The sequence below is a fragment of the Comamonas testosteroni genome (genome assembly GCF_030505195.1).
In the GTDB taxonomy this organism is placed as follows: Bacteria; Pseudomonadota; Gammaproteobacteria; order Burkholderiales; family Burkholderiaceae_C; genus Comamonas; species Comamonas testosteroni_G.
The window spans coordinates 3,617,402-3,634,102 of sequence record NZ_CP129672.1; the positions used below are offsets into that span (position 1 = coordinate 3,617,402).

At 57.0% G+C, this 16,701-nt stretch carries 18 protein-coding genes, 1 tRNA gene and 1 pseudogene; 13 read left to right on the forward strand and 7 right to left on the reverse strand.

Going from position 1 to position 16,701, the window contains the following annotated elements:
* The first annotated feature begins 30 nt into the window (after nucleotides 1-30).
* A complete protein-coding gene (locus tag QYQ99_RS16600) occupies nucleotides 31-336 on the forward strand; it encodes an MliC family protein (protein ID WP_114863172.1) in 306 nt (101 codons plus the stop codon).
* A 149-nt stretch (nucleotides 337-485) separates the two neighbouring features.
* Here the strand turns inward: QYQ99_RS16600 and QYQ99_RS16605 are convergent, their stop codons facing one another.
* Complete coding sequence (locus tag QYQ99_RS16605; protein WP_302089179.1) at nucleotides 486-1,376, reverse strand: LysR family transcriptional regulator; 891 nt, start codon at nucleotides 1,374-1,376, stop codon at nucleotides 486-488.
* A gap of 166 nt (nucleotides 1,377-1,542) precedes the next feature.
* On the opposite strand from QYQ99_RS16605, the gene QYQ99_RS16610 reads away from it, so the two are divergent.
* The 5 genes and pseudogenes from QYQ99_RS16610 to QYQ99_RS16630 form a co-directional block, all read left to right on the forward strand.
* Complete coding sequence (locus tag QYQ99_RS16610) at nucleotides 1,543-2,541, forward strand: Bug family tripartite tricarboxylate transporter substrate binding protein (protein WP_302089180.1); 999 nt, start codon at nucleotides 1,543-1,545, stop codon at nucleotides 2,539-2,541.
* A gap of 76 nt (nucleotides 2,542-2,617) precedes the next feature.
* Nucleotides 2,618-3,901, forward strand: a complete 1,284-nt coding sequence (locus tag QYQ99_RS16615) for a hypothetical protein (protein ID WP_302089181.1) — start codon at nucleotides 2,618-2,620, stop codon at nucleotides 3,899-3,901.
* Nucleotides 3,902-4,241: 340 nt separating this feature from the next.
* Nucleotides 4,242-5,597 carry a chromate efflux transporter gene (chrA, locus tag QYQ99_RS16620; protein WP_302093198.1) on the forward strand — a complete coding sequence of 452 codons (1,356 nt, stop codon included), beginning with the start codon at nucleotides 4,242-4,244 and terminating at the stop codon, nucleotides 5,595-5,597.
* A gap of 155 nt (nucleotides 5,598-5,752) precedes the next feature.
* Nucleotides 5,753-6,370 (forward strand): YdeI/OmpD-associated family protein, encoded by a 618-nt coding sequence (locus tag QYQ99_RS16625; RefSeq protein WP_302089182.1) that lies wholly within the window; start codon nucleotides 5,753-5,755, stop codon nucleotides 6,368-6,370.
* A gap of 180 nt (nucleotides 6,371-6,550) precedes the next feature.
* Nucleotides 6,551-6,907, forward strand: a pseudogene (locus tag QYQ99_RS16630) (IS30 family transposase); the annotation flags it as partial.
* Between the two features lie 74 nt (nucleotides 6,908-6,981).
* On the opposite strand, the gene QYQ99_RS16635 reads toward QYQ99_RS16630, so the two are convergent.
* Nucleotides 6,982-7,482 (reverse strand): winged helix-turn-helix transcriptional regulator, encoded by a 501-nt coding sequence (locus QYQ99_RS16635; RefSeq protein ID WP_302089183.1) that lies wholly within the window; start codon nucleotides 7,480-7,482, stop codon nucleotides 6,982-6,984.
* Between the two features lie 154 nt (nucleotides 7,483-7,636).
* Here QYQ99_RS16635 and QYQ99_RS16640 point away from each other — a divergent pair, with 154 nt between their 5' ends.
* The 5 genes from QYQ99_RS16640 to QYQ99_RS16660 all read left to right on the forward strand — a co-directional run bounded on the left by QYQ99_RS16640 (nucleotide 7,637) and on the right by QYQ99_RS16660 (nucleotide 11,110).
* Nucleotides 7,637-8,422 carry an SDR family NAD(P)-dependent oxidoreductase gene (locus tag QYQ99_RS16640; RefSeq protein ID WP_302089184.1) on the forward strand — a complete coding sequence of 262 codons (786 nt, stop codon included), beginning with the start codon at nucleotides 7,637-7,639 and terminating at the stop codon, nucleotides 8,420-8,422.
* Nucleotides 8,423-8,449: 27 nt separating this feature from the next.
* Nucleotides 8,450-8,884, forward strand: a complete 435-nt coding sequence (locus QYQ99_RS16645; protein WP_302089185.1) for a tautomerase family protein — start codon at nucleotides 8,450-8,452, stop codon at nucleotides 8,882-8,884.
* Nucleotides 8,885-9,295: 411 nt separating this feature from the next.
* On the forward strand, nucleotides 9,296-9,949 hold the full coding sequence (locus QYQ99_RS16650) for a cytochrome b/b6 domain-containing protein (protein ID WP_302089186.1): 654 nt from the start codon (nucleotides 9,296-9,298) through the stop codon (nucleotides 9,947-9,949).
* Nucleotides 9,946-10,728: a molybdopterin-dependent oxidoreductase gene (locus QYQ99_RS16655; protein ID WP_302089187.1), complete on the forward strand. Its 783-nt coding sequence runs from the start codon at nucleotides 9,946-9,948 to the stop codon at nucleotides 10,726-10,728. The genes QYQ99_RS16650 and QYQ99_RS16655 overlap by 4 nt, the downstream gene beginning before the upstream one ends.
* Nucleotides 10,729-10,798: 70 nt before the next feature.
* Nucleotides 10,799-11,110 (forward strand): hypothetical protein, encoded by a 312-nt coding sequence (locus QYQ99_RS16660; RefSeq protein ID WP_302089188.1) that lies wholly within the window; start codon nucleotides 10,799-10,801, stop codon nucleotides 11,108-11,110.
* A 125-nt stretch (nucleotides 11,111-11,235) separates the two neighbouring features.
* On the opposite strand, the gene QYQ99_RS16665 is transcribed toward QYQ99_RS16660, so the two are convergent.
* The gene (locus QYQ99_RS16665; RefSeq protein WP_302089189.1) at nucleotides 11,236-11,916 is read right to left on the reverse strand and encodes a phosphoribosyltransferase; all 681 of its coding nucleotides are present in this window, start codon (nucleotides 11,914-11,916) and stop codon (nucleotides 11,236-11,238) included.
* 386 nt (nucleotides 11,917-12,302) lie between these two features.
* Here QYQ99_RS16665 and QYQ99_RS16670 point away from each other — a divergent pair, with 386 nt between their 5' ends.
* Both QYQ99_RS16670 and QYQ99_RS16675 read left to right on the forward strand, forming a co-directional pair.
* Nucleotides 12,303-12,740 carry a hypothetical protein gene (locus QYQ99_RS16670; protein ID WP_302089190.1) on the forward strand — a complete coding sequence of 146 codons (438 nt, stop codon included), beginning with the start codon at nucleotides 12,303-12,305 and terminating at the stop codon, nucleotides 12,738-12,740.
* A gap of 8 nt (nucleotides 12,741-12,748) precedes the next feature.
* On the forward strand, nucleotides 12,749-13,360 hold the full coding sequence (locus tag QYQ99_RS16675) for a hypothetical protein (RefSeq protein ID WP_302089191.1): 612 nt from the start codon (nucleotides 12,749-12,751) through the stop codon (nucleotides 13,358-13,360).
* A 201-nt stretch (nucleotides 13,361-13,561) separates the two neighbouring features.
* On the opposite strand, the gene QYQ99_RS16680 is transcribed toward QYQ99_RS16675, so the two are convergent.
* The 4 genes from QYQ99_RS16680 to dmeF all read right to left on the reverse strand — a co-directional run bounded on the left by QYQ99_RS16680 (nucleotide 13,562) and on the right by dmeF (nucleotide 16,683).
* The gene (locus QYQ99_RS16680) at nucleotides 13,562-14,104 is read right to left on the reverse strand and encodes a hypothetical protein (RefSeq protein ID WP_302089192.1); all 543 of its coding nucleotides are present in this window, start codon (nucleotides 14,102-14,104) and stop codon (nucleotides 13,562-13,564) included.
* Nucleotides 14,105-14,304: 200 nt separating this feature from the next.
* Entirely contained in the window at nucleotides 14,305-14,511 is a 207-nt protein-coding gene (locus tag QYQ99_RS16685) for a hypothetical protein (RefSeq protein WP_167004691.1), read from the reverse strand.
* Between the two features lie 1,086 nt (nucleotides 14,512-15,597).
* Nucleotides 15,598-15,672 (reverse strand) — tRNA-Arg (locus QYQ99_RS16690).
* A 51-nt stretch (nucleotides 15,673-15,723) separates the two neighbouring features.
* Entirely contained in the window at nucleotides 15,724-16,683 is a 960-nt protein-coding gene (gene dmeF / locus QYQ99_RS16695) for a CDF family Co(II)/Ni(II) efflux transporter DmeF (protein ID WP_302089193.1), read from the reverse strand.
* Nucleotides 16,684-16,701: the final 18 nt, after the last annotated feature.

The following is a 16,701-nucleotide window of genomic DNA, read 5'->3' on the forward strand; positions in this document are numbered from 1 at the left end:
TCTTGCCCTGAAATATCACGGGAGAAGTCTATGAAAGTCATCGGGCTTGCCATGCTTGCCGCAATCGCCGTCAGTGCCTGCAGTTCTGCGCCGTCTCAAGATGCAGACCGTGAAGTTGCATTCACCTGTGCAAACGGAGAATCCATTTCGGTGCGTTTCTCGCCTGCCAACAGCAAAGCAGTCTTGATACGCGGCGGTCAAGGCATAGAGCTTCCACAGCAGCCAAGCGGCTCCGGATTTGTTTACAGCAACGGGCCCAATACCATCCGAGGAAAAGGACTGGATCTGACGGTCGAGGTCGGCCGCATGGTGCCGATCCAATGCAAGGCCCGGTAAGGGGCCCTCTGACTATCGCCGGAATTCAACTGCATCCATGCGCATGTGCACTGTTGCGGGCGCAGCCCGTTGAGGCGCATTTGGCGTTCGCAGCCATCTGACGCTGGAGTCTTCTTGAGTGGTTAGCCTATGCCGCAGAGCTGGGCTGCTTATGTTGCCAGCTGTTTTTGCAGCTCCTCGACGAAGCATTGCGTGCGTTCCGAAGGTGCCGAATGACTTGGCAGTGCTAGCGCCACCTCTACTGAGCACTCGGGCAGGAACGGTTTGATGCAGAGGCTTGACGCAAATGTTGCCGCCACGTAGGGGTTCACTACGCCCAAGCCTGTACCTTGCGCTGCGAGGCAGCAGATGGTGGAAGAGTAGGTGGTCTCGACAGTTGAGCTGGGCCGGACATCATGCTCGAGCATGGTTCGCTGCAGTTGCAGGTAGATGTTGTCGTCCGAATTCAAAGTCAGCAGCAGCTGGTTTTCCAGGTCCTGGACATGCAGGCTGCTGTGCTGTGCCAGCGGATGGCCCGGATGCATGACGCAGACGGCCTGGGTCTGATGCAGAACGCTTGCGTTGAGTTCAGGAGAGCCAATGGCCATGGTGCTGACCACCAGGTCAAACTGGCCGTGCAGCAGTCCTTGCCGAAGATGTGTAGTGCCTAGCGTCTGCAGACTGATGTGCGTGCCCGGGTAGTGCCGCAGAAAATTGTGCAGGGCCGCAGGAACGATGGACAAGCCCAGCGCCGGGGTGCAGCCTATGCGCAGAGTGCCTGCACCGAACTGCCGCAACCCCTGAAGGTCGCGCTCAATGCGGTCCAGACCGACGAAATGTTGCTGCACCGTCGAAAAGAGCTCCCGCGCCTCTGCAGTCGGGCGCAGCCGCCCTTTATACATATCAAACAGCTTCAGGTCCGCGCCCGTCTGCATCTGAGCCAGCAGACGGCTGATGGATGGTTGGGTGGTGTGCAGCAGCTGCGCAGCGGCGATCGTGGTGCCGGTTTGCATCACGGCACGAAATGCTTCAATTTCTTTAAAACTCAAAGGGCGTGGCATGGCGCAATCGGTTGGATGCTGAGAGGCAAGGGTATACCAGCCGCGTATAGATGAGTTTGAAAAATGAATTTTTCCGATTAGGTTAGGCTTTCTACACTGACTTCCATACGAATAAGTGCATGCGTTTTCAGGAATTGAGGGCGCATCAAATCCAAGGAGTCATTAGATGGTTTGCATTCGCGCTCGTCGCTCTCTGTGTATGGGAATGCTGGCTGCCGCAACGTTGGCGAATGTGGGCTCAGCCTGGGCTGAAGGCAGCTCCGCATATCCCAATCCTGCTCGTCAAATTCGCATCATCGTGCCGTTCACTGCGGGTGGCAGCTCGGACGTGCAGGCCCGTATGCTTGCCGACAGGCTCGGCCGTATGTGGAATCAAGCCGTGGTGGTTGAGAATAAGCCCGGTGCAGGTGGCCATCTGGGTGGGAAATACGTGTCCGATCAGCCGGCAGACGGCTACACGTTGATGGTGGGATCGATCGGATTGCATGCTGCTTACGCGGTCTACAAAAAGCTGCCTTACGACCCTGCCAAAGAGTTGCGCGTTGTCACCGTGCTGGCGGAGATGCCCCATGTCGTGGTCGCAACCCCCAATCTGCCGGTCAGGAATCTGCAGGAGCTGACCGCGCTTGCCAAGCAGGAGTCAGGCAGCATCAATTTTGGCTCTGCTGGCGTGGGCTCGTCGGTTCATATGATGGGGGAGCTGTACAAGCTGCAGTCCGGTGCACCTATTGTTCATGTTCCTTATCGTGGCAGTTCTGCCGCGCTCAACGATTTGCTTGGCGGCCAGATTCAGCTGATGTTCGAGAACCCACCGACAGTGCTGGCGCACGTCAAGGGCGGCAAGCTCAAGGCACTGGCGGTCACAGGCAATGAACGCCTGGCGGCATTGCCGGATGTGCCGACGGCCAGCGAGGCCGGAATGAAGGACTATGTGGCCACATCATGGACCACGGTCGCCGTGTCTTCCAAGGTGCCTCAGGCAGTGGTGCACAAGCTCAGTGAAGACATCCGCAAGGTGGTCAATTCGCCCGAGTTCCGCAAGGGTCTGCAGGATCAAGGGATGAGTGCCGTGGCCAATACCCCGGCAGAGGCGCAGAGCTTTGTGGCCAGGGAAAAGCAGCGCTGGGATCAGGTGATCGCTGCCGGAAAGATTACGGCGAACTAATCAGGGCCGGGCTTCTTCATGCCCTGCATCGCTTTCGAGTCGCAGCCTGAGCTGCGACGCTACTGCTTGACATCCAATGACGACCTCTTCTCATTCTTCTTTTGCTCCCTGCCGACGCGTGGGTAACGGCAGCCTTCATCACTTCTTTGGCTACTACAACAAGTCCAACTGGGACAAAAGCAATCGCCTACTGGCAGCCCAGCAAACGCCCTGGATGGACATCTATCTGACGCCAGAGGTCAAGGCCACGATTGGCTATTTCGACACGCAGGACGGTGACCGCTTTCACGCAGTGGGCGAGACCGGTGCCTGGAACTTCCAGATGGGCAGCCAGCTGCAATGGCTTGACGGCGCACCGGGCCGCAAGCTGATCTATAACGATCGCACGGGCGATATGTCCGCTCGTTACCCGGGCTTGGGTGCCGTGGTGGTGGATGTAGATTCGCAAGAGCGCCGCGTTATGCCCATGCCCGTGTATGTGGTGGCACCCAGCAGTGCCTGGGCGCTGTCGGTCAACTACCGGCGTCTGTACATCACGCACGAGACCATTGGTTACAGCGAGCCGGGCCAGCCTTTTGAATTGCCTCTGGCGCCCCCCGATGACGGCATCTGGCGCATGGAGCTGGCGACAGGCGATGCCCGGTTGCTGGTCAGCTATGCGCAACTAAAGGCATTCCATCATGTGTCGTCGATGGACAAGGCCATCCACTGGGTAAGCCATATCGAGATCAACCCGGCTTCCTCACGCATACTTTTTCTGCATCGCTGGACAGAGCGTGTGAAAGATGAGACCTGCTTTCTGCACCGCCTGATAACCATGAATCCGGACGGATCGGACATGCGCTTGCTGGAGTGCTCGGATCATCCGCTGCCGCAGCTGGCCGACGACTTCGACCCCAGTGCCGTAGGCACGTTTGACTATGAAAAGTCGGAGTACCAGATCTCTCATCCCCTGTGGCAGGACAACGAGCACATCATTGTCTGGGGGCCGCATGCCGGCGAGATCCACTACCACCTCTATCACGACGTTGAAGGAGGCGAGGTGCAGGTGGTTGGCCGCGATGTGCTGGTGGAAAACGGGCATATGACGTTCTCGCCGGTGAGCACACGCTGGATGCTGAGTGATACGTATCCCGACGACAGCACGCACGAGCGCTTTCTGTTCCTGTTCGATATGCAGACCGGTGAGCGCCACAATCTCGGCAGCTTCTATGCCACTCCGGAACTGAGCAAGGAAAACCGGTGTGACCTGCACCCGCGCTGGAGCCGGGATGGAAAGCAGGTCTGCATTGACTCGGTACATGAGGGCCTGCGCCAGATGTATGTGCTGGATGTCTCGTCGATTGTGGAAGCAGCCTGAATATTGAAAGCAGTTCCATCGGTGATGCGGTTCTAGTGATCCGAGCTGCGCTGTGCTTCAAGGGGGAACTTCGGCGCTCGGCGCCTTCATCTGCGCGAGAGATCTGCCGCGAAGGAGCACTGGGCGTCAGAGGCATGAAATGCATGCTCTTGTGGAACACGGCAAGTGCGGCTGTGTTCCATATGCTGGCGCTGCTCTCGGTCGCTGCAGACTTTGTCTTCTGCGTGTACGAGAGCCCCGGGCGATTGGGCTAGAATTTCTGCATCGGGAACGCAGCCTCCCGTCCCGCAAGGGTAGACGGTGTCCCGTCCAAGAGCTGGATATTCTCTATGGAGTTTTTATGGACACCGCTTTGCCCAGGCCCACCGACCCGGTTGCGCCAGCCTCTCTTTCGCTTTCAGAAGCGCTGCGCTTCTGGTTGAAGCTGGGATTCATCAGCTTTGGCGGCCCCGCAGGTCAGATAGCACTCATGCATGAGGAGCTTGTAGACCGCCGCCGATGGATTTCCGAGAAGCGATTTCTCCACGCCCTGAACTACTGCATGCTGCTGCCGGGGCCCGAGGCTCAGCAGCTTGCCACCTACCTGGGATGGTTGCTGCACCGGACATGGGGCGGCATTCTGGCAGGGGTTCTCTTTGTCCTGCCATCGCTGTTCATCATCATGGCTCTGGCCTGGCTGTATATGGCCCATGGCGACATGCCGGTCATTACAGGCATTTTCTATGGCATCAAGCCCGCTGTGACGGCGCTTGTGGCACAGGCGGCCTACCGGGTGGGCACCAGGTCGCTCAAGAGTAGCTGGCATTGGGGAATTGCGGCTGCTGCGTTTCTCGCCATTTTTGCCCTCAATGTTCCGTTCCCGCTCATTGTCATTGCGGCTGCAGCCATCGGTTTCATCGGCGGTAAATTGCGCCCCGAGGCCTTTGGTGGCTCCAGTCATGAAAAAGGCAATGCGCGTCAGTCACTCGGGGCTGCATTGATCGACGACGACACTCCCACTCCTGCGCATGCCCTATTTTCCTGGCGAGGATTCTGGAGGGTGTCGCTGGTCTGCCTGACGCTGTGGGCCAGCGTGATGGGCGCGCTCGCCATGGCGTTTGGTCTGGAGTCTGCCTTGGTACAAATGGGGTGGTTCTTCACCAAGGCCGCGCTGATGACTTTTGGTGGCGCCTATGCGGTGCTTCCCTATGTGTACCAGGGCGCGGTGGAGAACTTCCATTGGTTGACTGCAACACAAATGATCGATGGCCTGGCTTTGGGGGAGACCACTCCGGGCCCGCTCATCATGGTGGTGTCCTTTGTGGCCTTTGTAGGAGGCTGGACAAAGGCGATCTTCGGTGTGGATTCGCTGCTGCTCGCTGGAGTCGTCGCAGCAGTGATCGTGACCTTCTTCACTTTTCTGCCGTCGTTCTTTTTCATTTTCCTGGGTGGCCCCTTTATCGAGTCCACCCACGGCAAGCTTAAATTCACCGCGCCATTGGTCGGAATCACCGCTGCGGTCGTGGGTGTCATTCTGAATCTGGCGGTCTTCTTTGCCTACCATGTCGTTTGGCCCCAAGGCTTTGCAGGACACATGGAGTGGCCGTCGATTGCCATTGGGCTGGCAGCAGGCATTGCGTTGCTCCGCTTCAAGATCAATGTCATCTACGTCATTGTGGCGGCAGGGCTGACAGGATTGCTTGCGCAGTTGTGGTGATCGCTCGAGCCCCTGGTCTGGGGGCGAGTCGTGGGGCGTTTTGCGACTGCCACAGGTCGGGCGCTCTGGTTGAACTTGTCTTTCCCTGCCATCAATCAGGCTCCTGTCTCTATGCCACGAGCCGCGCTGATGCTCATGTCGCATAGGTCCAGGTGATGCCTACCGTCAAATCCATCATCCCGCTCGAACTTGCTCCAACCCTGTTCAAGAGCGCCAAAGCCTTCGAGGCCTGGCTGAAGAAGAATCACGCGACTTCCGATGGCCTCTGGCTCAAGATCGCCAAGCGAGGCTCCAACGAGACAAGTGTCACCTACCCCGAAGCGGTGGAGATTGCGCTGTGTTGGGGCTGGATCGATGGACAGAAGAAAAGCCTTGACGATCAACACTATCTTCAGCGCTTTACGCCGAGGCGCGCGCGCAGCGTCTGGTCGAGAATCAATGTCAACAAGGTGCAGGCACTCATTGACGCGGGCCGCATGCAGGCCCCGGGTGAGGCTCAGGTAGAGGCAGCCAAGGCTGACGGGCGCTGGGCGCGGGCCTACGACGGTGCGCGTACGTCCACGGTGCCTGAGGATCTGCAGGCTGCACTGGAGGCCGAGCCGGCGGCCAAGACCTTCTTTGCCAGCATCAATGCCTCCAATCGCTACGCGATACTGTGGCGTATCCAGACGGCTGCGAGAGCCGAGACGCGTGCCAGGCGCATCGCTCAGTTGGTGGGAATGCTTGCCCGCGGCGAAACCATCCATCTCTTCAGGCCCCGTGCCAAGGCTTGATTGCGAAGTTCGCACGCGTATGGGCATTATTTTGCATTGAGCGGCCCGTGTTCCTGTTGCTGTCTGGTTGCCTGTGGCGAAAAGCATGACTCATATACCAGCGCCAGAGAAGGGCGGGTCGATATTCACGCTGACGAGGGAAAGGGTTGGGTGACGGGTGGGGAGATGAAGCCTGGGGGCAAAGACTCGCAGACAGTCGTCAACGCGCTCATTAAGCATGCTCGCAAACTGCCGCAGGAACTCTACAAATCGCTAACCTGGGACAGGGGCACCAAGACGCATGCCCATAAGCAATTCACCTTGGTCACGGACATCCAAGTCTACTTTTGCGACCCACAAAGCCCATGGCAGCGGGGAAGTCACGAGAACATGAATGGGTTGCTCAGGCAGTACATGCCCAAGGGCATGAACCTATCGGGGCTGTCCCAGCATCAACTCAACGCGATAGCGAGACAATTAAACGAGAGGCCGCGCAAGACGCTCGGCTTCCATACACCCGCTGAGATGTTCAGCGCATGTGTTGCATTGACCGGTTGAATCCACAGCCAAAACCAGACATTGCTCGGTTAGGCAGCAGCGCAACTCCTGCCTTTGTCACGAGTTCGATGAGGCTATGTTGGTGAGCCAGCGTGTCGTTCTAAACGCCATTTCACCCGCTCATCAGCCCCAGGGCCTGCAATCACAGTGATGTCGCGGGCCTCTACAGGCTGACCTAGTTGACTGTCGATCACTGCAAGTTTCACGGGGTGGCCAGTTTGCTTGTTCACAAATTGCAGAGGTGGACCCGCCAAGTTGCCCACGTTCCAGTGGTCACCCACTTGAACGAATGCCTGCATTACCAAGCTGATGTCCTGACCACGTTCTGTAAGAACATACTCGTAGCGGTCAGGTTTGGATTGATATTTCCTGCGTTCAATCAGACCGGCAGCTTCCAGAGATCTCAGTCGATCTGACAAGGTCGCATTGGTCACGCCCGTCGATTGCTTTAAATCGTCATAGCGGGCGAGTCCTAGCAGGAGGTCTCGCATGATCAGCACCCCCCAGCGATCGCCTAAAGCGCCCATCACATCGGCGACTGAGCATGTCATTCCCTCAAACCCTTTAGCTCGCATTGCTCACTCCAATTCTCTAGATATGGACCCAACGCGATCCGCAAGAAGGCATTGATTGTAGATCTTCTGCTTGCTTAACTCTAGTTATTGGAGTTAGCATGAAGTTGCTCTAATAATTAGAGTTAATGTTTCGCAACATACCTGGAGATCGATCGTGGAAAAGAATTTGGGAACTGCCATAGTCACTGGTGCCTCCTCAGGCATTGGTGCTGTCTACGCGGACCGGCTTGCCGCACGTGGATATGACCTCGTGCTCATTGCGCGTCGACGTGAGCGGCTGGAAAAGCTGGCCGTTGCATTGCGTATAAAATACCGTCGGCATATCGAGGTTGTGCAAGCAGATCTCGCAAATGAAGCAGATCTGATTCGCGTCGAAGCATTGGTCTCTGATGCCGCTGACGTAAGTTTTCTGATCAACTGCGCTGGCTCGGGAGCCTTGGGTATGGCTGCTCAGGTTCCCACAAGCGCGGTCGCCGCTATGCTGAAGGTGAATGTGATCGCGCTGACACGTCTGTCGATGGCTGCAGCAAAGCGTTTCGCTGCCGCCAAGAGCGGCAGCATCATCAACATTGGGTCCATCCTGGCGTTGATGCCTGCACCAGGTGCGAGCAGCTACAGCGGCTCCAAAGCCTATGTGCTCAATTTTTCACGTGCATTGCAAAGCGAACTTCAAAACAGCGGGGTCAGAGTTCAAGCGGTGATGCCGGGGCCCATTCGCTCCGAGTTCTTCGGAGACACACCTGCCCCGTTTCCAGATCAACTTTTCATGAGTCCCGAAACACTGGTTGATACGGCTTTGGCGGCTTATGACCAGGACGAGGTGGTGACTTTCCCCAATTTGGGCAGCATGGATTCATGGAATGCGTTCGAGCAGGCTCGCTCCGTCATGGTCCACGGTGTCACTCAAAGTGGCGCCTCCGCAGAACGCTATAGCCACTGAGCTTGTTCAATTCACTGAAAGTTCACTATGCCCCTCTGGAAAATTTACCATCCCGCAAAAGCGTTCTCAGAAGAAGACAAGCAATCCATTGCACAGCGCATCACTGGCATGTATGAAAGCTTTCTCCCACGCTTCTATGTCAATGTGTTCTTCCACGAACTATCCAAGTCCAGCTTCTATATTGGAGGCGAGCCCACAGATGATTTCGTTAGAGTGACCATCGCGCATCTAGCCCGCTCAATGAAAGATGCAGAGGCTCAACAAAGATTTCTGCAAGGTTGCTCCAAGATCTTGGAGCCGTTTGTCGCTGCACGTGGACTTCGCTGGGAGCTACACGTCGATGAAACGCCGTTTGAGTTGTGGACTGTCAATGGCCTGAAACCTCCATTGCCCAACACCCCAGAAGAGCAGCGTTGGAGGAAGGAAAACCGTGCTATTGCCTATGGCTCAGAGGCTTCTTAGAGGAACCTGGATAAGGGATGTTGGCTAACAACATTAGTTTGCCAACCTTATTTCTGCAAAGTGGCGTCAGTGCAGTACGCCACTGTCACCTCCATAGAATCAGCAAAAAGTGATGCAAACGCAGATTGAAGATCCAGTGGCCTGCGATTCTGGTTGGACTTCTCCAGGTGCAAGGTGCTGTTGCATGGGATTGGACTCCAAGCTCCCCTGCTACTCAATTCCGGAGGGACGTCGGCCGCACATTGCAGCCGTTCAGTGCGGCCCAACAGCGTTGCTGACACGACCATCGACTCTTAAACCTCTCCCTGCATAGTTGGCCGATCCAGGCCTTCAACCGCTGTTACTAAAGTATCACGATTTATTGAGCTTTCCGTGAGGACTTTGAGACTAGGTGCGCTGAACAATGCACTTATGCCGTCCCTCACACATCAACCACCCAAACGCAGTGCCTCTCTGCAGCCGCTGTGGCTACGCATCACCCACTGGCTAAATGCCGTGGCTGTGCTGATCATGGTGATGAGTGGTTGGCGCATCTATAACGCTTCGCCTATTTTTGACTTCACCTTCCCAAACGGCATCACCTTGGGTGGCTGGTTGGGCGGTGCGCTGCAATGGCACTTCGCAGGTATGTGGCTGTTTGTGCTCAACGGGCTGGCTTATCTGTTGCTGAACCTGATCACCGGCAGGTTTGGACGCCGCATGCTGCCAGTCTCTGCTCGGGGCATGTTGCGGGACGCTTGGCTCGCGCTGACGGCTCGCCTGTCCCATGCGGATCTAGGTCATTACAACCAGGTGCAGCGTGCTGCCTACCTCTTCGCCGTCGCGGACATGATCTTGCTGGTGCTCAGCGGCCTTGTTATCTGGAAGTCGGTGCAATTTCCGCTACTGCGTGAGCTGATGGGTGGCTACGACATGGCCCGGCGCATTCATTTCTTCTGCATGACGGCCATCGTCTGCTTTGTCGCCGTACACCTCCTGATGGTCGTACTGGTTCCACGCTCACTGCTGGCCATGCTGCTGGGGCGCGCGACATTCCGCAGCACCGACAAAGAGAGCTCATCATGAACACATCTATCTGGCACAGGGACAATGCCGAAGCCGTCGTCGCGGAAGCTCGCAATCTGATCAAAAAGCAACTGCCGCAAGCATCGCGCAGGCAGTTTCTGGCGCGCGGGCTCACCCTGGGCGGCTTGGGCTTGCTCAGTGGGTGCAGCATCGACGACAGCCCCACTGCCGAAGCAGCGTTGACGCGTATCTCGCATTTCAACGATCGGGTGCAGGGGTGGTTGTTCGACTCCTCACGCCTTGCTCCCACTTACCCCGACTCCATGATCACCCGGCCGTTTCCCTTCAATGCTTTCTACGACGAAAGCAAGGTGCCAGAGGTCGAGGCGTCCAGCTTTCTTTTGGAGGTTACAGGCCTGGTGGCCAACAAGCGCCGCTGGACACTGGATGAGCTGCGTGCCTTGCCGCAGTACGCGCAGGTTACGCGCCACATCTGTGTGGAAGGCTGGAGCGCCATCGGCAAATGGGGTGGACCACGTTTTGGCGACTTTCTACGCGCCGTGGGGGCAGACCTCAACGCTCGCTATGTAGGCTTTCAATGTGCCGACGACTACTACACCAGCATTGACATGGCGACGGCCTTGCATCCGCAGACACTGCTCGCCCTCGACTGGGATGGGCAGCCCCTGCCACCCAAGTACGGCTTCCCAATGAAGCTGCGCATGCCCACCAAGCTTGGCTACAAGAATCCTAAACACATACAGGCCATCTTCGTGAGCAATACCTTCAACCGAGGCTACTGGGAAGACCAGGGCTACAACTGGTTCGGCGGCAGCTGACGACGTTTTCCTCTCCGATCTCCACCGCGGCGTATGCCGTCTATTCCACCTGAGCCAAGAAAGTACCATCATGAAACACGCATTCACCACCACCGCGCTCTCCATGTGTCTGGCACTGAGCGCTACTTCGGTTTTTGCAGCCGATGCTATGAGCAAGGATTCCATGGGCAAAGATCAAATGGCAATGGAGAAGCCTGGCATGGGCAAGGACTCCAAGCACAAAGATGCCATGGGCATGGAAAAAGGAATGGGCAAAGGCGCGATGAGCAAGAGCGACAAGTCCGCCATGGATCACATGGGTAAGGACAAGATGTCCAAGGGGGCCATGGACAAGGAAGGGATGTCGAAAGACTCCATGTCTAAGGACGGGATGAGCAAATAATCAATATCGGGTGGCGAGCCCTGTCTTCGTGCTCGTCACTCGAGCGTCTGCTTCTGGCCGATCTGCGAATTTCGCAACTTGTTTTGAGTGCCGTTTTTCACGCGTCACGTACTGTCACCTGCCGTTCAGGGAAGGGTGCCTGCTTGTCGCGTTTCCCTCCGCCAAGCAAGGCGAAGCAGCGTTTTCACCTCTTTATCCGTGGTCTGTGCGAAATCTCGGTAGTACTGACCAACGGAGTGGAAGGGCTTCGGGGTGAGCTGACAGATCAGTTGATCGACAAGAGGGCGCAGCATCGCCAGTGTCTCAACGGGGGCGACCGGCACGGCGACGACGATGCGCGCCGGTGCCTGCTGGCGCACCGCCACAATCGCCGCACGCATGGTGGCACCCGTCGCTATCCCGTCATCGACCAATATCACCCGTTGCCCGACCATGATTGGCGCAGGACGTTTGCCTCTATAGACCTGGTCTCGTCGCTGCAACTCCAGGGTTTCCTCGTGAATTGCTGCGTTGATGGTCATTGGGGAGATGTGCAGGTCACGGATGGCGTCATCGTTAAACACCTGTACGCCGCCACTGGCAATGGCTCCCATCGCCACCTCTTTGTGACCGGGTATGCCCAGCTTGCGCACTAGGATCAAATCCAGCCGCAGGGCCAGCGCATTGGCAACTTCATAGGCGACAGGAACACCGCCCCGTGGCAAGGCAAGCACTAGCACATCGGCTTGCTCACGAAACTCTCTCAAAGTCGCAGCCAGAGTTTGACCAGCCTCTGCCCGGTCACGAAACGGAATATCCCACTTCATGTCTCTGGCTCCTCACCGTTCAAAACGTTGAACTACTCCTGATTCTCGCGCTTTGAGTGGAAGCTTGGTTGACAACTAGAGGCTGATCCAGACTCTGCCCTCAACCCCGAGGCGCGCCACGACGCCCACGACGCGCCCGCCCGCTTCGTGGGGCGCAAATTACTACCGGGTCGACCCACCGCTAAGCTGCGCCAATGCACTCAATGCATGGCATTTGGGCTGCATTTTGTATTACGGGAAATTACGAGGTTTAAAGCACAAGCTTTGCATCCGCAGCAGTGCTTGCGACGACATCCAGCCTGCGGGCCTTGGGTTTGAGGATTGCATGCACACAGGCTGCGCTTACTTTGGCGTTCTGAGCTGCGGCAAGCTATGACAAGGCAAAGATGATGCGGCTGCTGGAGGCAAAGCGGGCCATCCATCTGACCTCGAATGATTTCTACCACCACCTGCGGGAGCTGAGAGAGCACATTGGCGGCAAGCGCACCTTCATGCGCAGCAACGCCAACATGTACGAGAGCCGGGATCAGGTGGAGTCCATGCTTGAGTTGCCGCTGGACAAGGCCCGTGCTTTGACGCGAGAGCAGGTCGAGAAATTCCAGCGCCCCACATACACCGGCTCGGGCACCCAATACGACGAGGCACCAACCGGCATCAGCTATGGCCTGTGGGGCGAGTACCTGCAATTGCTGGAGCGTCAGCAGCGCCTGGAAGCTGAAAAAGAGCGCGTGAAAGCGGCCCAGAGCGAGCAATTTGCATGCGTCGATCCGCTGGTAAAAGCCGTCATTCAATGGGGCTTCAACTCCCCCGAGCACGAGCTGTGAGGTTGAGCATGGAACTGATTCAAAAAATCGACAAGCTGCGCGAGCAAATCGCGCAAATCAAGGAAGAGATTGATTGGCTGGTGCAAGCACCGCTGTCCCGCGAAGACCTCAAGGCCCGTGTGTCCGCGTGGTTCGATCGCATGTCGAGCGATGCCGCAGAGGTCAACAACAAGTTCCTGAGCCTGCGCAATCCGGGGGCATCTATCACCGAGGTGAACCCCTTGAGCGTGACGCAGGGAGTGAATTTGCCAGTGGGGCAAAGCAATGCTTCGGGGATGCTAAATATCTCGATCGCACCGCAGCTGATCTGGCTGTTTGGCGACACCATCAAAAAGGTATTTCTGGCCAAGGTGGACGCCATGGACTATGTGCCCGGCCTGCCACTGACCGAACGCACCACACGCCGCGAACAGCTGACAACGCAGCTGCGTACGCTGGAGGAAAAAGAAGAAGAGCTGATCTGTGAAGCCGAGCTGGCCCACCTGCCGATCTACCGTCGGGCCGACGCCGACCCCGCCGTGGTGCTGGCCTACGACCCGGACGGAGACATGGGGGCACAAGGTGCACGGATGGTGAGCGTCAGCAGCAGCGCCCCCACATCGAACCCAGCCGCGCCTTAGAGCGAGAGCGCTTGCAGGTCTGCGGTGACGGGCTTTACTCCTTGGCCCACGAAATGACCACCATGGGCCTGCAAGCGTGAATGGCTGACATGACAGAGCTGCGGCTGTCATTGCCTTGTGACAGAGGCTTCAAGGACTCCTTCGGGAGTCCTTTTTTGTTGAGGCGGTCAAGGGCCAAGAGCAGCAAAAGATCCAGCAGATCTATGCGGCTGAAGGCTTGCGCTTGCGTCGCTTCTTCTTCGGTGCTGGTGGCTTTGCATGCAATGCAGCCTGGAACTCGGGACTCTGCAAATGAGCTGCCACCATTTGATGCCCTTCGTAGGCCCGCTTGGCGAACTCCCAAATGTTGCCCAGGTGGGTGTCCAGAAGCTGGTGTGTTTCGTTGAGATAAGTCAGCGAAGCCTCACAGCCTTCAGCAGTCTGCAAGTCGAAGCTGTCGAGGAAGTGATGCACCAGTAAGTTTCGGCGCTCATGCACGACCGTCAGGTCACGCGAGAGGGCTGCATGCATTTCAGGTGGGACTTTTATGTTCAAGCGGAAGGCAAAGTGTCCCTTGTCCTCTGCTTTATTGATTTCACGGTCATCTTCTGCCGATCCCTCAACGCTCAAATATTTGGCCAGCAGCTCTTCTTTGAGCCAGCCGAGAGGTGATTCTTTGACTAGCTTCTGACGAGCCTCATAGCTAGCTTTCATATCCTTCGGGGCCAGCGAAACGAATCGGCCTACAACAAGACCCTTGAGCATTAGTTCTAGGTGCTGGCACCGCAGAAGTGCACGGCCCAGCAAGCAGTGAATGTCTGTTAGTAAAGATTGGCTCTGTGGGTCGTGGCTCATTGAGCTAAGCGCCGATTTTCTGTGGATTTGTGACTTCGCTTGCCCGCTGTGGCCGACGGCTCGACACACAGCGGATGTTGAGTAGCTATTTTCTCGGAAGAGCGTCAAGTCTACTTCTTGCCACCCCCGGCTGGTGCATTGCTACGGCCACCGCCCGAAACGTTGCCTGTGGTGCTTGGCCAGCCACCGGCATTGCCCTGGCCACGGCCGCCGCTGGAGCCGGAGCTGCCTCCTTTGCTGCCGCCACCTTGAGACCCGCCCCCACCTTGTGAGCCGCCGCTGCGACCGCCACCACCGCTCATGCCACCTTTGCTCATTGCTGTCTCCTGGCCGGTTTGAGTAGGCGACGCGCCACTATCCGGCTTTCGTTGCGCGTCGTAAGGAACGATGAACCGTATCAAGCTGCCTTGCTGTCGAAGATGTTAAGCGAGGTGGATCTGTTCCTACGTTCTCACTGCGAATTTGCCTGTTCCCACTGCGAGTGGGAACACTTTTATTTAATAAATTCAAAGGTTTACAAGCGTTTTTCGCGTTTGTTCCCGCGTTCCCACTAAAAAAAGACATACCCCGAAGGAAGTGCGGTTGCATGTGTGCCTTGAGCTGCAATCTGTTCCCACTGCCGGTGGAACACTTTTATTGAATGAATTCAAAGACTTGAAATCATTTTTTGAGTTTGTTCCCACGTTCCCACTAAAAAAGAGTCATACCCCGAAGGAAGTTGCATGAGTGCAAGCAGTTGCCGCGCCTGTTTAACGAGTTTTGACCGAGCGAATGCAGTTTTAGTGGCGGCCCCGGAGGGGGCTGGGCAAGGCCTTTTGTGCGCTGCAACGGGTAGCAGTGAGGCAGGCATGGCACCAGAGAAGACAGTGCTCGGGCCGCCTTCTGGAGCCGATAGGGACCAGCATGGCTGTGGCCACGGCCTGCAGGGCATGCCTAAAAACACTTCTCTATGACGCGGATGCCCCGAGCCGCATGTGCCCGCTGTTCTACGGCCCTCTATAGGGGGTTGTGTTGTACGACCGGCCACGGGTCCTTCCCGCATAGCTTGGATGCGGGTAATTCGAGCCGCGTTGTCGGACTTTTCAGCGGGTTGCTAAGGGGGGTTAAGTGAAGATCTGAACTCTACGAATCAGCAGAGTAGTGCAGTCGTAAGTTTTGAGATGGCAACCGCAGGGGGTTAAGTGAACCTGGCCTGTGGGGGTATCTTGCCCGGATCCTTGGGGGGTACATCGGCAGGATCTGGGGGCACATCCTGCCGAGTGCCTTGGGGGCACAAATGAAATGTGCCCCACATATGCGTGGATGCCATTGGACTCTGATGGACTTCAGTGGAAAGAAAAATGCCGTTTTCAGAGGAGAAATAAAAAAGTCCGGAAGCCTTTGGAAGCTACCGGACTAGAAAATGGTCCCCCCGACAGGAATCGAACCTGTATCTGTCGCTTAGGAGGCGACCGTTCTATCCATTGAACTACGGGGAGGGACGCTGGATTCTACCTGTGTTGCCAGCCTGTGGAATCCAACCGACTTATTTATGCCGGCTCAGTACTGTTGACTTCGACAGAGACGTGGGAGAGTTCTTCGTGTACCGACAGCAACTGGCGGATGTAGTCGGGTGTGACCGTGGCTGCGCCCTCGACCTCGACTGCGATGATGCAGGCATAGTGGTTCTTGCCCACGCGCCAGACATGCAGGTCTGTGATGTTGACGGGTTGTGGACCTTGTGCAATGGCTTCACGCACTTCTTCCACGACGGGAGCATCCATTTCGGCATCGAGCAGCACGCGGCAGCTATCGCGCAGCAGGCCTAAGGCCCATATTGCCACCATCGCGGAGCCGACCAGGCCCATGACCGAATCCAGCCAGACAAAGCCCAGGAGCATGCCGCCCAGCAACGCTGCGATGGCCATGACCGATGTGGCTGCGTCTGCAATCACGTGCAGATAGGCCGAGCGCAGGTTCAGGTCGCCATGCGCATGGTTGTGTCCATGGTGATGATCGCTGTGGTGCTCATGGCCTTGGTGATGGCGGTGCCCGTCCTTGAGCAGCCAGGCACACGCCAGGTTGACCAGCAGGCCAAGAGTTGCCACGCCGATGGCCTGCTGATAGTGAATGGCGGCAGGAGAGAGCAGACGTTGTATGGATTCAAAAGCCATCAGGGCGGCAACCAGCAGCAGGAAGATGGCGCTGGTGTAGCCCGCCAGGATTTCTATCTTCCAGGTACCGAAGCTGAAACGTCTGTCATTGGCCAGTTTGCGCGCACCGGCATAGGCGCTGACGGACAGACCCAACGCCAGCGCGTGTGAACTCATATGCCAGCCATCGGCCAGCAGGGCCATGGAGTTGAAGTAATAGCCGGCAGTGATTTCCAGCACCATCATGGCCAGCGTCAGCAACATGGTCAGCTTGGCGTTTTTTTCACCCAGCTGATTGCCTTGGTCAAAGCGGTGGGAGTGTTGCCGGGTCAGGGGGGAGTCGGTGTATGAGGTCATGATTGGCGTGTTTTCATA

What these genes read in the sequence shown, in the direction of transcription:
- QYQ99_RS16605 (WP_302089179.1), bottom strand. Translation starts at nt 1,376, where the DNA reads ATGCCACGCCCTTTGAGTTTTAAAGAAATTGAAGCATTTCGTGCCGTG.
- chrA (WP_302093198.1), top strand. Translation starts at nt 4,242, where the DNA reads ATGGACACCGCTTTGCCCAGGCCCACCGACCCGGTTGCGCCAGCCTCT.
- QYQ99_RS16685 (WP_167004691.1), bottom strand. Translation starts at nt 14,511, where the DNA reads ATGAGCAAAGGTGGCATGAGCGGTGGTGGCGGTCGCAGCGGCGGCTCA.
- QYQ99_RS16670 (WP_302089190.1), top strand. Translation starts at nt 12,303, where the DNA reads ATGATGCGGCTGCTGGAGGCAAAGCGGGCCATCCATCTGACCTCGAAT.
- QYQ99_RS16615 (WP_302089181.1), top strand. Translation starts at nt 2,618, where the DNA reads ATGACGACCTCTTCTCATTCTTCTTTTGCTCCCTGCCGACGCGTGGGT.
- QYQ99_RS16600 (WP_114863172.1), top strand. Translation starts at nt 31, where the DNA reads ATGAAAGTCATCGGGCTTGCCATGCTTGCCGCAATCGCCGTCAGTGCC.
- QYQ99_RS16660 (WP_302089188.1), top strand. Translation starts at nt 10,799, where the DNA reads ATGAAACACGCATTCACCACCACCGCGCTCTCCATGTGTCTGGCACTG.
- QYQ99_RS16610 (WP_302089180.1), top strand. Translation starts at nt 1,543, where the DNA reads ATGGTTTGCATTCGCGCTCGTCGCTCTCTGTGTATGGGAATGCTGGCT.
- dmeF (WP_302089193.1), bottom strand. Translation starts at nt 16,683, where the DNA reads ATGACCTCATACACCGACTCCCCCCTGACCCGGCAACACTCCCACCGC.
- QYQ99_RS16665 (WP_302089189.1), bottom strand. Translation starts at nt 11,916, where the DNA reads ATGAAGTGGGATATTCCGTTTCGTGACCGGGCAGAGGCTGGTCAAACT.
- QYQ99_RS16675 (WP_302089191.1), top strand. Translation starts at nt 12,749, where the DNA reads ATGGAACTGATTCAAAAAATCGACAAGCTGCGCGAGCAAATCGCGCAA.
- QYQ99_RS16645 (WP_302089185.1), top strand. Translation starts at nt 8,450, where the DNA reads ATGCCCCTCTGGAAAATTTACCATCCCGCAAAAGCGTTCTCAGAAGAA.
- QYQ99_RS16650 (WP_302089186.1), top strand. Translation starts at nt 9,296, where the DNA reads ATGCCGTCCCTCACACATCAACCACCCAAACGCAGTGCCTCTCTGCAG.
- QYQ99_RS16625 (WP_302089182.1), top strand. Translation starts at nt 5,753, where the DNA reads ATGCCTACCGTCAAATCCATCATCCCGCTCGAACTTGCTCCAACCCTG.
- QYQ99_RS16655 (WP_302089187.1), top strand. Translation starts at nt 9,946, where the DNA reads ATGAACACATCTATCTGGCACAGGGACAATGCCGAAGCCGTCGTCGCG.
- QYQ99_RS16635 (WP_302089183.1), bottom strand. Translation starts at nt 7,482, where the DNA reads ATGCGAGCTAAAGGGTTTGAGGGAATGACATGCTCAGTCGCCGATGTG.
- QYQ99_RS16680 (WP_302089192.1), bottom strand. Translation starts at nt 14,104, where the DNA reads ATGCTCAAGGGTCTTGTTGTAGGCCGATTCGTTTCGCTGGCCCCGAAG.